The organism is Phaeobacter sp. JH20_29, assembly GCF_048056175.1.
Lineage (GTDB): Bacteria > Pseudomonadota > Alphaproteobacteria > Rhodobacterales > Rhodobacteraceae > Phaeobacter > Phaeobacter bryozoorum.
The window spans coordinates 172,603-184,817 of record NZ_JAYMWO010000005.1; the positions used below are offsets into that span (position 1 = coordinate 172,603).

A 12,215-nucleotide genomic window follows, 5' to 3' on the forward strand; every position below is an offset into this window, starting at 1 on the left:
GTATCTAGGGGTAAGGGCTGAGACGGTCAACCCCTTTTTTCAACTTTCTTGCCACAAGGCTGGATTCATCTTCGACGGAGGTCTATATGCGCGAAATGACCACAGGATCAGACACCCGCTTGCCCTTCATGAAGATGCACGGCCTCGGCAACGACTTCGTTGTTGTGGATGCCCGTGACATGTCGTGGCCCATCACACCGGCCATGGCCGCCGGAATCGCGCACAGGCAGATGGGCGTGGGATTCGACCAGCTCACCGTCATCACCCACGGCGAGGAAGACGCACATCTGACCTTCTACAACGCCGATGGATCCACCTCGGCCGCCTGCGGCAACGCCACCCGCTGCGTGGCCCGTTACCTGATGCAGCAGACCGGACGCGAGGCCCTGCGTCTGACCACCGATCGCGGCCTGCTTCATGCAAGAGACGCAGGAAACGGGCTGACCGCCGTCAACATGGGCCAGCCACAGCTGGACTGGCAGGATATCCCGCTGGCAGAGCAGATGGACACGCTGGAGCTGCCGATTGAGGGGGCGCCAACCGCCACCGGCATGGGCAATCCGCATTGCACCTTTTTTGTCGAAAACGCCGAGCTGATCCCTCTCGCCGAATTTGGCGCGCGCTACGAGCATCATCCGCTTTACCCTGAACGCACCAATGTGCAGGTCGCCCATCTGGTCGGCACAGATCACATCCGCATGCGCGTCTGGGAACGCGGCGTCGGCATCACCCTGGCCTCGGGCTCCTCGTCCTGCGCCACCGCAGTGGCCGCAGCGCGACGCGGGCTGACCGGTCGCCATGTGCAGATAGATCTGGATGGCGGCACGCTCTGGATTGACTGGCGCGACGATGGCGTCTGGATGACCGGCCCGACCTGCCACGTGTTCGACGGCAGCTTCACCCGCGACTTTCTGGAAAGCCTCTCAACATGAGCGCGCCCAAATTCACCACGCTCGGCTGCCGCCTGAACGCCTATGAAACCGAAGCGATGAAAGAGCTCAGCCAGCAGGCAGGGCTCAGCAACGCCGTGGTGGTCAACACCTGTGCCGTCACCGCCGAGGCCGTGCGCAAGGCACGGCAGGAGATCCGCCGCCTGCGCCGTGAAAACCCGGAGGCGCCGATCATCGTCACCGGTTGTGCCGCCCAGACCGAACCGGAGACCTTTGCCGCAATGGAAGAGGTCACCCGCGTCATCGGCAACACCGAAAAGATGCAGGCCGAGACCTGGCAGCAGATCGCCAAGGGGCCGGATTTCATCGGCACCACGGAAAAGGTGCAGGTCGACGATATCATGTCGGTGACCGAGACCGCAGGCCATCTCATTGACGGTTTCGGCACCCGCAGCCGCGCCTATGTGCAGGTTCAGAACGGCTGTGACCACCGCTGCACTTTCTGCATCATACCCTATGGTCGCGGCAATTCCCGCTCCGTCCCTGCCGGTGTGGTGGTCGATCAGATCAAGCGGCTGGTGGACCGGGGCTATAATGAGGTTGTCCTGACCGGCGTCGATCTCACCTCCTGGGGCGCCGACCTGCCCGCCACGCCCCGTCTGGGCGATCTGGTGATGCGGATCCTGAAACTGGTGCCAGACCTGCCGCGCCTGCGCATATCCTCCATCGATTCGATCGAGGTGGACGAGAACCTGATGCAGGCCATCGCCACAGAGCCGCGGCTGATGCCGCACCTGCACCTGTCGCTGCAACACGGCGATGATCTGATCCTGAAACGGATGGCCCGCCGCCACCTGCGCGATGACGCGATCAAATTCTGCGAAGACGCCCGCCGCCTGCGCCCGGAGATGACCTTTGGTGCCGATATCATTGCAGGCTTTCCGACCGAGTCGGACGCCCATTTCGAGAACTCGCTGAAACTGGTTACCGACTGCGATCTCACCTGGCTGCACGTCTTCCCCTATTCCAAGCGCGAGGGCACCCCGGCCGCCAAGATCCCCAATCAGGTGAATGGCACGGTGATCAAGGAGCGCGCCGCCCGTCTGCGCGCCGCCGGTGACGTGCAGGTACAGGCCCATCTCACCGCGCAGATCGGCCGCAGGCATCGCATCCTGATGGAAAACCCGCACATGGGCCGCACCGAGCAATTCACCGAGGTCAGCTTTGCAACCCCGCAGGTGGAGGGCGAGATCGTCACCACCACCACCACCGGCATCAGGGGAACCCAGCTCACTGCCTGAGGCCGCGCGTCGACGCATTGGATCCGCACACAGGCAGCACTCTGGGTGCCACTCCTACTGCGAAGACAGTCTTGCCCCTCCCGCATCGATGCCGGAGGATGGCAGGATCATGAGCCTCATCCTCTTCCTTCACGGCCCCTCCAGCAGCGGCAAATCCACGCTGGCAGCAGAACTGCGCCGCCAGTCACCCCGCCCCTTCCTGCACCTCTCCATTGATCACCTGCGCGGCAGCGGCGCCTGGCGCCAGGTCGATTATCCCGACTGGCAAGCGGCCCGCCCCGCCTTCTTTGACGGGTTCCATCGCGCAGTTACAGGCTTTGCCGACGCCGGTAATGATCTGATCATCGAACATATCCTCGACACACCCGGCTGGCACAGCCAGTTGCAGGACCTGCTGGCGGGCCACCAAATGCTGTTCGTCGGATTGCGCCCCTCTCTCGCCGCGCTGCACCAGCGCGAGCAGCGCCGGGGTGACAGGCCGCCCGGCAGCGCCGCGCAGGATGCCACTCATGTCCATGCCGGGATGCGGTATGATCTGGAGTGCGACGGCACCCGCGACACCGAACAGCTTGCGCGCGACATCCTCACCCGCATCAACCAGCCGCTGCCCGCCTCCGGGTTTTTCCGCTAGCCGCACATCAGGACGCACCGCCCGCTGTCATCTTTCCCGAAATACTCCGGGGTGAATGCCCGCAGGGCAGAGGGGCAGCGCCCCCAATACGAAAAACCCCCGCAGGGTCACACCATGCGGGGGTTCGTAATTGCTCAGGAAAACCGGCTTAGCTGGTTTTCTTGCCTTTGTGCGGCGCCCACAGACGCTTGTTGGTGAGATACAGCAGCACCGACAGCAGCGTCAGGAACAGCACGCCGACAAAACCGGCCTGCTTGCGCGCCATCATTTTCGGCTCTGCCGTCCACATCAGGAAGGCCGCGACGTCCTGCGACATGGCTTCCACATCGTTGGCGTGGCCATCGACGAACTCAACCTGCTCATCCGACAGCGGCGGCGCCATGGAGATCCAGCCACCAGGGAAGGCAGTGTTGCCATAGAAGGTGGTGCCTGCTTCTTCCTTGGTCTCACCGGTGTAGCCCGCCAGCAGCGACGCAATATATTCCGCACCGCCCATGCCTTTGAACAGCTGGTTCAGACCCAGACCGTAGGGGCCGTGGAAACCCGCACGTGCCTTGGCCATCATGCTGAGGTCAGGCGCGCCTGCGTTGTTGTTTTCCGGGAAATTATCGGTCGGCTTGGCCGGACGATCTTCATCCTCCACCGGATCGTAAACCGAGAAGTTCTCGGCCGCATAGGCGCGGACCTGCTCTTCTGGCAGGTTCGGGCCACCTTCATCGGCCAGGGTGCGCAACGGCACCAGCTTCAGCCCGTGACAGGCTGCGCAGACTTCGGTGTAGATCTGCAGACCGCGCTGCAGCTGGTTGGTGTCGTAGGTGCCAAACGGGCCTTCGAACGAGAAGTCATAGTCCTCGACATGGCCCGAGCCTCCCGCCGCAAAGGATGCGGCAGGCGCCAGGGACAGTGCGAAGGCGGCACCAATGGCTAGTTTTTTCAACATGGTTGCTGTCCTTCTCAATTACTCGGCCGGCGTGGCGTCAGCGCCAGACTTCTTGCCGTAATGGGCATCAAAATCCGCTTCGATGGTCTCGGGAATCGCCAGCGGCTTCTCGATGACGCCCAGCAGCGGCAGGATCACCAGGAAGTAGGCGAACCAATAGGCCGAAGCGATCAGGGAGAACGACGCATAGGGTTCTTCCGCAGGCATCGCACCCAGCCACATCAGGGCAAAGAAGTCGATGACCAGCAGCAGGAACCACCACTTGAACTGCGGGCGGTACCGGCCCGAGCGCACGCGGCTGGTGTCCAGCCAGGGCGCCAGCGCCATGACGGCAATCGCACCAAACATCGCCAGCACGCCAAAGAACTTGGCGTCGATGATGCCACCGGTCACAAAGGAGGCAATCTGCACAACCCAGACTTCCGAGGTGAAGGCCCGCAGGATCGCGTAGAACGGCAGGAAGTACCATTCGGGAACGATGTGTGCAGGGGTCACCAGCGGGTTGGCTTCGATGTAGTTATCGGGGTGGCCCAGGTAGTTCGGCATGAAGCCGACGATCGCCCAGAACACAACCAGCACAACCGCCAGACCTACGAAATCCTTGATCACGAAATAGGGCCAGAACGGCAGCGTGTCTTTCTTGGCTTCTTCCTTGGAGCCACGACGCACTTCAACACCGGTCGGGTTGTTGTTGCCGGTGGTGTGGAAGGCCCAGATGTGCACGATGACCAGCGCCGCGATCACGAAAGGCAGCAGATAGTGCAGCGAGAAGAAGCGGTTCAGCGTGGCGTTGTCCACGGCAGGCCCGCCCAGCAGCCATGTCTGCAGCGCTTCACCAACAAAGGGAATGGCGCCGAACAGGCCGGTGATCACGGTCGCCCCCCAGAAGGACATCTGACCCCAGGGCAGAACATAGCCCATGAAGGCGGTGCCCATCATCATCAGGTAGATCAGCATGCCGATGATCCATGTGATCTCGCGCGGTGCCTTGTAGGACCCGTAGTAGAGACCCCGGAAAATGTGGATGTAGACCGCGACAAAGAACAGCGATGCGCCGTTCATATGCAGATAGCGGATCATATGGCCGCCGTTCACGTTGCGCATGATGTGCTCAACGGAGGCAAACGCCAGATCGACATGCGGTGTGTAATGCATCACCAGGATGATACCGGTGACGATTTGCAGGACCAGGCAGAATGCCAGGACGATACCCCAGATCCACAACCAGTTCAGGTTCTTGGGCGTGGGGATCATAATGGTGTCATAGATCAGGCCAACGATGGGCAGGCGGCTGTGCAGCCACTTCTCGCCACCGGTTTTCGGCTCATAATGATCGTGCGGAATGCCGGACATGAATGTCTCCCTTATCCCAGTTGGATCGTAGTTTCATCAAGGAACACGGCCGTCGGAACCGGCAGGTTCTCGGGCGCGGGACCTTTGCGGATACGACCGGCAGTGTCGTAGTGCGACCCGTGGCAGGGGCAGAACCAGCCATTGAACTCGCCAGCGCCATCACCCAGAGGCACACAGCCGAGGTGGGTACAGACACCCATCATGACCAGCCATTCGCCAGCTTCGTCCATGGTGCGGTTTTCGTCGGTGGCCGGCACATCGCCTGCGTTGACGTTCCGGGCAACCGGATCGGGCAGGTCGGCCAGATCAACAGCACGTGCCGCTTCGATCTCTTCCTGGGTGCGGCGGCGGATGAACACCGGCTTGCCAAGGAACATAACCGAGATCTGGGTCCCGACTTCCACACCTGCCACGTCCACGATAATCGAGGACAGAGCCTGAACGTCAGCCGAGGGGTTCATCTGGTTGACCAGGGGCCAAATAGCGGCGCCCGCAGTCACTGCCCCGGCGCCGGCAGTGGCGTAGTAGAGGAAATCTCTCCGGGTTCCTTCGTTGTCTTCTGCGTGGGACACGAGGTTTTCTCCAATTCCAGCGCCCGTTTAGGGCAAACATGCGCATACACCGCGCAATGAACGCAGTGACTCATCGCGGGTATCTAGCGGGGAGAAGGGCTTTCGTCCAGCGGTCATAGGCGCGCAGATGGACGCACACGCAAGTAATTATGCGCAACTGTTGCAAACAGCCTCACATATTTGCGCGGGCACGCCGTATTTCAAGGGGAGCGCCCGCGCCAGATCTCAGCTTTCCGGTGGTCGCGTCGCCTGCATCGACGGACGCGAATCGAATTCGGCGAACCAATCCGCCAGCGCCTCGTTCCCCTTGCGCCAGCCCATGTCCGGATGCCGGAAATCCACATAGGACAATGCACAGGCCACAGCGATCTGCCCGATCCGCAGCGATCCTTTCAGATGCGCCATCCAGCGCGCGTTCAGCGCCGCGCAGCCGCCCAGCACCTTGCCGCTCTGCCCTTCGATCCACTCTGGCCATTGCTTGTCCGCGGGGCGCAGGCGCTTTTCATAGGACAGCAGCACTGCCGCCTCCATGATGCCATCCGCCGTGGCCTCCAGCACCCGCGTGTCCCAGCTGCCCTCATAAAGCGCCCCACCCGCACGCTCTGCCAGATAGGCGCAGATCACCCGGCTGTCATACAGCGTCGCGCCCTCCGCGCGTTCCAGCGCCGGGATCTTGGCCAGCGGGTTGGCGGCCTTCAGGTCGCTCGCCGGGGCAATCGGCGTGGTGGCCACCGGGATCAGCTCGACATCCGCCAGCTGATCCGTTTCATGCAGCACCACCATGACCTTGCGCACATAGGGGGAGGTGGGCGCGTGATAGAGTTTCATTGCGGAAATCCTTCTGAACAGGGTTTGGAGACAGATCCACGACGATGATACCATGTCTTACATGGGGCGCGGCTGCGCACACTCTAGCCTGGCCTCACGGCAGGACCACCCCCTTCGGCATCTTCGGTCACGCTTCCTCTTGCCTTTGCCATATCGAGCGGCCATGTTCGCGCTGTTCTCAGGGCGGGGCGAAATTCCCCACCGGCGGTAAGCGGGCATGTCCCCGTAAGCCCGCGAGCGGTCATTTTGAGTGCCGTCACAGCTTGAACCGACAACCGGTTCCCACTTTTCGGGCTGTGAACGCACTGGAAATGATGTCCAGCAGATCTGGTGCAACTCCAGAGCCGACGGTCATAGTCCGGATGAAAGAGAACGTGTGACAGGGCCACGGGGGACGTGTGCCCTCATCACTCGTGATCGCCTTGGGTGACGTGTCAAACCTATAGGAGATACCACAATGACACACACCCGCTTTGCCTTCATCAAGGCACATTGGCATTCCGACATCGTTGATCGCGCATTGGAGGGCTTTCAGCAGCTGATCCCGGCGGAGCAGATCGACGTGTTTGATGTGCCCGGCGCCTTTGAAATGCCGCTGCTGGCCAAGGATCTCGCCAAGACCGGAAAATACGACGCCATCGCCTGCGCCGCCTTTGTGGTGGATGGCGGCATCTACCGCCATGACTTCGTGGCACAGGCTGTGGTGGATGGCCTGATGCAGGCAGGCATGGAGACTGGCGTGCCCGTCCTGTCCGTCTCACTGACGCCGCACCACTATCAGGAAACCGATCACCACAACGCCATCTACCGCGGCCATTTTGTCGACAAGGGACGCGAGGCCGCCAATGCTGCGCTGATGATCGTCAGAACCCGGCAGGAGGCGCTTGGCGCCTAAACGGGGCACGACGCAGCGCGGGTCGGGCCGCTACAGGCCCGGCCAAGCGATCACCCCAGATAGGCCTTCAGCGCCGGCGGCGGATTGTCCAGTAGCTCCGCCGTCGCCATCGGCGGATGCGCCACGCCATCCGCCACCAGTATCACCTGATCCGCAATCCGCCGCGCATCCGCCGGGTCATGGCTGACCATCAGAACCGTTGCCCCGGTCTCCTGAGCCAGCTCCGCCACCAGATCCAGCATCTCGGCCTTCAGCGCGGGCCCCAGCGCCGCAAACGGCTCGTCCAGCAGCAGCAGATCGCGGCCCTGCACCAGCACCCGTCCCAGCGCCACCCGGCTTTGCTGACCACCGGACAGGGCGGCGGGCTTGCGCTCTTCCATTCCGGCCAGTCCGACCCGGGCAATCGCTGCGCGCACCCTGTCCTGCTCTTCGCGGCTCAGCCGCAGGTTCGGGCGAATGCCCAGCGCGACATTCTGCGCCACGCTCAGATGCGGAAACAAATTGCCGTCCTGAAACAACATCGCAATCGGCCGTGCACCCGGTCTCACATCCGTCAAAGCGCGCCCCTGCCACGACAGCCCCCCTGAGATGATCGGCACAAAACCGGCAATCGCCTCGATCAGCGTTGTCTTGCCCGCGCCGGAGGGACCGATCACCGCCACCCGCTCACCCGCCGCAACCGACAGATCCGCACGCACGATAAAGCCGCCGTTATCCATTTTGCAGTGATCAAGTTTCAGCATGACGCCGACCTCCCCGGTCGCATATGTAAAACGCCCCCATCGACAGGCATAGCAGCAACAGCGCCCCGCCCGAGGCTGCCTCCATCCGGTAAGCTCCCATCAGGCGATAGACCTGCAAGGGCAGCGTTGCGGTTTCAGAATCGGCAAACAGCGCAATGACTCCGAGATCGCCCATCGACAGCGCGGCCGCCAGTCCCGCGGCAAAGCCAAGCTGAGGACGCAGCCGTGGCAACAGCACCCGGCGCAGGAACGCCCCGCCGCGCATGTCCAAAGAGAGCGACAAACGGCCATAGCGCGCCAGGATCTCGCGCACTCTGGGGATCAGAATGCGCAGCGCAAACGGCAGCGCCATCAGCGCATTGACCAATGCCGTGACCGGCAGCGCCAGCGCAAAGGGATCGGCAACCGGGTAGATCAGAATAAACAGCCCGGTGCCGATCACCAGCGGTGACACCGCCAGACCAAGCAGCCCGGCAACCTCCACCGCCGCCCCCCGGCCCAGCGCCACGGCAATTGCCATCGGCAGGGCGATCAGCAGCAGAACCAGCGTACTCAGCCCGGCAATCAACGCCGACGTCGCCGCCGCCATCCAGACCGACTCCCCCATCGACAGAAGCCCCGGCAGCCCCGCGATGACGATGGCGCTCAGCGGCAACACCAGGAACAGCGCCGCCCCCGACAGATAGATCGCATCCAGCCCCCGCGCCCAGCGCCCCTCGCCATCCCAGCGCCGCACGGGCCGGTCCAGCCCGGCTCCGAATCCTTCGCCGCTGGCAACGCGCAGCGCCACCAGCGCCGCCGCCCCGGTCAGCAACAGCTGAACACCCGACAGCATCGCCGCCCGCCCCAGATCGAAGTCGAAGCGGAACGCCTGATAAATCGCCAGTTCGATGGTGGTGGCACGTGGTCCGCCCCCCAGCGTCAGCGCCACCGCAAAGCTGGAAAGGCAGATCGCAAAGACCACCGCCAGCGCACCGGGCACCACCTGCCGCAGCATCGGTGCCTCCAGCAGCCGCCACATTGCCAATGGTCCGGCATTGAGCTGCGCCGCAAGGCGAAAGCGCTCCGCCGGGATTTCCTGCCAGCCTTGCAGGATCAGCCGTGTCGCCAGCGGCAGATTGAAAAACACATGAGCCAGCACAACGCCGTGCAAACCATAGATCTGCAGCGGTCCAAGCCCGAAAACCGCCAGCAGATCGCTCAGCCAGCCCGACCGGCCAAACACCGCCAGAATGCCGAGGATCGCAACAATCACCGGCAGGATGAACGGCGCCCCCATCAGGGCGATCAGCAGCCGCCGCCCGCGAAACCGTCGCCGCGCCAGCGCGCGCGCCACCGGCACCGCCAGCGTCACGCTCACAACCGCCGACAGAACCGCCTGCCAGATGGTAAAGCGGATCGCGGCCCAATCGGCGACCCCAAGACCGCGCCCGACCTCGGCCCGCAGGATAACAGCGGCCAAAGCCCCAAGGATGAACGTCGCGACCAAGGCCGCGACGCCCAGACCCCAGCGGGATCTCAGCGGCTGAGCGCGGTCAGCCATTCTTCCAGCGCCGCATCACGCAGCGCCGCCGCTTCCTCTGCACCCAGCAACAGCGATTTCTCCGGCGCAACGAGGGTCTCAAACCCCTGCGGCAGGCCAGCTGTCGGCGTCACCGCCGGATACATCCAGTTGGTGGTCGGAATGATTGACTGGAACGCATCGCTGACCATGAAGGCCAGGAACTGATCCGCCAGTTCCGGCTGGTCGCTGGCCGCCAGCTTGCCGGCAACCTCAACCTGCATGTAGTGACCTTCATCGAAGACCGCCGCCGCCTTGCTGGCGTCATCCTCGGCGATCAGGTGATAGGCAGGCGAGGTGGTATAGGAGAGCACCATATCCGCCTCGCCCTCCAGGAACAGCCCATAGGCCTCCGACCAGCCTTTGGTCACGGTCAGCACATTGTCGGCCAGCCCCTCCCAGACCTCGGGGGCCTTGTCGCCATAGGCAGCCTTCACCCACATCAAGAGGCCAAGGCCGGGGGTGGAGGAACGCGGATCCTGAATCACGATCTTCAGATCGCTCTCAGCCAGCTCGGTAAAACTCTTCGGTGCCGTGGCATCCGCATTATGCACAAAGGCAAAATACCCCCAGTCATAGGGCGCAAACGTAGTGTCTTCCCACTCGAACGGCAGTGCATAATCGGCGCTGATGCTGTGCTCGGCAAAAAGACCGGTCGCCTTCGCCGCTGCGGTCAGATTGGTGTCGAGCCCCAGCACCACATCCGCATCGGACCGCGCCCCTTCCAGCTTCACCCGTGCGAGCAGCGCCGCGCCGTCGCCTGCGCCGACCAGTTTCAGGTCACAGCCGCAGGTCGCCTCAAAGGCTTTCTCCACCGCCGGCCCGGGACCCCAGTCAGAGACAAAGCTGTCGTAGGTGTAGACAATAAGTTCAGGCGTTTCGGCATAGGCTGCCGTTGCGCCCAGCAGTCCCGCTGCAAGTACAAGATGTTTCATGGCATCCTCCAATGCGGCCTCCAATGCGACGTGGGGCAAGGGTGGAGCCATTCCATACCTTCCCTCCGCCGGTTCTAGCCGGTTCAGGTTCTACGGGTGTGATCTCAGCGTCGATGACGCACCCCGAGGTGGCGCGCACCCTAGGGGCCGGACAGCTGAAAGACAAGCGATAGCGGGCCCGCACCCCTCACTAGAATGACAGCAAGGCTGACCAATTGTTTCGCACGCGAAACATTGGGGGAGTCTGGCTGTCCTTTCTGCAAGGTTAACCCACCCCATCTTCTGGCCGGAAATATCCCGGGGGAGCCGCCCTGTGGGCGGCGGGGGCAGCGCCCCCGCCCCGCGCTGCGAAACAGGAAACCCCTTGAGGGTGCCGCCCACCCCCGCTAAGCACTTTCGCAAAGGAGACCGCGCCCATGTCGATCAACAGCTTTGGCCATCTGTTCCGCGTCACCACCTGGGGCGAAAGCCACGGACCCGCTCTGGGTGCGACGGTTGACGGCTGCCCCCCCAATGTCCCGGTCGACGCCGGGATGCTGCAGCAGTGGCTCGACAAACGCCGCCCCGGTCAGAACAAGAACATGACCCAGCGCAACGAACCCGATGCGGTGAAAATCCTCTCCGGTGTGTTCGAGGGCAAATCGACAGGCACACCGATCCAGCTGATGATCGAAAACACCGATCAGCGCTCCAAGGACTATGGCGATATCGCCCAGACCTTCCGCCCGGGCCATGCCGACATCACCTATTTTCAGAAATACGGCAACCGCGACTATCGCGGCGGTGGCCGGTCTTCAGCCCGCGAAACGGCGGCCCGCGTGGCCGCTGGCGGTGTTGCTCGGGAGGCGATCAAATCGCTGGTGCCAGGGCTGGAGATCAAAGGCTACATGACCCGCATGGGCGAGATGGAGATCGACCGCAGCCGGTTCGACTGGGACGCCATCGACCAGAATGACTTCTGGATCCCAGATGCCGCGGCAGTGCAGGACTGGGAAGACTACCTTCAGGGGCTGCGCAAGGAACACGATTCAGTTGGCGCGGTGATTGAGGTTGTCGCCCGTGGCGTACCCGCAGGCATTGGCGCGCCGATCTATGGCAAGCTGGACACCGATCTGGCCGCCGCAATGATGTCGATCAACGCTGTCAAAGCCGTCGAGATCGGCGAAGGCATGAACGCCGCGCGTCTGAAAGGCTCGGAAAACGCCGATGAGATCTTCCTCGGCAATGATGGTCAGCCGATCTATTCGTCGAACCATTCCGGCGGCATTCTGGGCGGGATTTCCACCGGGCAGGATGTTGTCGTCCGGTTTGCGGTGAAACCCACGTCATCAATCCTGACGCCGCGCCAGTCGATCCGCAAGGATGGCAGCGCCGCCGAGGTCATCACCAAGGGCCGCCATGACCCCTGCGTCGGCATCCGTGCGGTGCCGGTGGCAGAGGCAATGATGGCCTGTGTGATCCTCGATCACCTGCTGCTGCATCGCGGTCAGGTGGGGGAAAACCAGGGCCACATCGGCGGCTGATCCTGTCTCCGTCTCGCCGCCAAGATCAGACGCGAGACGGGGG

The 12,215-nt window shown here is 63.0% G+C and carries 12 protein-coding genes and 2 riboswitches; of the genes, 5 read left to right on the top strand and 7 right to left on the bottom strand.

All coding sequences use genetic code 11. The features are described from left to right. Positions 1 to 86 precede the first annotated feature (86 nt). From dapF to VWZ85_RS03590, 3 genes are all read left to right on the top strand, one after another. Positions 87 to 932, top strand: coding sequence for a diaminopimelate epimerase (gene dapF, locus VWZ85_RS03580; RefSeq protein ID WP_416534418.1), 846 nt, complete (start codon positions 87 to 89; stop codon positions 930 to 932). Further along, a complete protein-coding gene (mtaB, locus tag VWZ85_RS03585; RefSeq protein WP_416587154.1) occupies positions 929 to 2,191 on the top strand; it encodes a tRNA (N(6)-L-threonylcarbamoyladenosine(37)-C(2))-methylthiotransferase MtaB in 1,263 nt (420 codons plus the stop codon). The genes dapF and mtaB overlap by 4 nt, the downstream gene beginning before the upstream one ends. A 109-nt stretch (positions 2,192 to 2,300) precedes the next feature. Then, positions 2,301 to 2,822: a chloramphenicol phosphotransferase CPT family protein gene (locus tag VWZ85_RS03590; protein ID WP_416587156.1), complete on the top strand. Its 522-nt coding sequence runs from the start codon at positions 2,301 to 2,303 to the stop codon at positions 2,820 to 2,822. 148 nt (positions 2,823 to 2,970) lie between these two features. On the opposite strand, the gene VWZ85_RS03595 is transcribed toward VWZ85_RS03590, so the two are convergent. The 4 genes from VWZ85_RS03595 to VWZ85_RS03610 form a co-directional block, all read right to left on the bottom strand. Beyond that, on the bottom strand, positions 2,971 to 3,762 hold the full coding sequence (locus tag VWZ85_RS03595; protein WP_340547001.1) for a cytochrome c1: 792 nt from the start codon (positions 3,760 to 3,762) through the stop codon (positions 2,971 to 2,973). An 18-nt stretch (positions 3,763 to 3,780) separates the two neighbouring features. After that, complete coding sequence (petB, locus tag VWZ85_RS03600; RefSeq protein WP_340547002.1) at positions 3,781 to 5,115, bottom strand: cytochrome b; 1,335 nt, start codon at positions 5,113 to 5,115, stop codon at positions 3,781 to 3,783. A gap of 11 nt (positions 5,116 to 5,126) precedes the next feature. Continuing rightward, a complete protein-coding gene (petA, locus tag VWZ85_RS03605) occupies positions 5,127 to 5,687 on the bottom strand; it encodes a ubiquinol-cytochrome c reductase iron-sulfur subunit (RefSeq protein WP_340547003.1) in 561 nt (186 codons plus the stop codon). Positions 5,688 to 5,912: 225 nt separating this feature from the next. Further along, the gene (locus VWZ85_RS03610) at positions 5,913 to 6,515 is read right to left on the bottom strand and encodes a glutathione S-transferase (RefSeq protein ID WP_416587158.1); all 603 of its coding nucleotides are present in this window, start codon (positions 6,513 to 6,515) and stop codon (positions 5,913 to 5,915) included. 170 nt (positions 6,516 to 6,685) lie between these two features. Continuing rightward, positions 6,686 to 6,893: riboswitch (FMN riboswitch) on the top strand. A 79-nt stretch (positions 6,894 to 6,972) separates the two neighbouring features. Between VWZ85_RS03610 and VWZ85_RS03615 the strand changes: the two genes are divergently transcribed. Next, positions 6,973 to 7,410 carry a 6,7-dimethyl-8-ribityllumazine synthase gene (locus VWZ85_RS03615; RefSeq protein ID WP_416587160.1) on the top strand — a complete coding sequence of 146 codons (438 nt, stop codon included), beginning with the start codon at positions 6,973 to 6,975 and terminating at the stop codon, positions 7,408 to 7,410. Between the two features lie 50 nt (positions 7,411 to 7,460). Here VWZ85_RS03615 and VWZ85_RS03620 read toward each other — a convergent pair whose 3' ends face one another. From VWZ85_RS03620 to thiB, 3 genes are read right to left on the bottom strand one after another with little or no spacing between them, the layout of a single operon-like run. Beyond that, positions 7,461 to 8,153, bottom strand: a complete 693-nt coding sequence (locus VWZ85_RS03620) for an ATP-binding cassette domain-containing protein (protein WP_416534413.1) — start codon at positions 8,151 to 8,153, stop codon at positions 7,461 to 7,463. Continuing rightward, on the bottom strand, positions 8,140 to 9,696 hold the full coding sequence (locus tag VWZ85_RS03625; RefSeq protein WP_416587162.1) for a thiamine/thiamine pyrophosphate ABC transporter permease ThiP: 1,557 nt from the start codon (positions 9,694 to 9,696) through the stop codon (positions 8,140 to 8,142). Before VWZ85_RS03625 ends, VWZ85_RS03620 begins: the two co-directional genes overlap by 14 nt. After that, a complete protein-coding gene (gene thiB / locus VWZ85_RS03630; RefSeq protein WP_416534411.1) occupies positions 9,672 to 10,649 on the bottom strand; it encodes a thiamine ABC transporter substrate binding subunit in 978 nt (325 codons plus the stop codon). The genes VWZ85_RS03625 and thiB overlap by 25 nt, the downstream gene beginning before the upstream one ends. Before the next feature lie 43 nt (positions 10,650 to 10,692). Next, positions 10,693 to 10,785: riboswitch (TPP riboswitch) on the bottom strand. A 280-nt stretch (positions 10,786 to 11,065) separates the two neighbouring features. Between thiB and aroC the strand changes: the two genes are divergently transcribed. Next, a complete protein-coding gene (aroC, locus tag VWZ85_RS03635) occupies positions 11,066 to 12,172 on the top strand; it encodes a chorismate synthase (RefSeq protein ID WP_340547009.1) in 1,107 nt (368 codons plus the stop codon). Positions 12,173 to 12,215 lie beyond the last annotated feature (43 nt).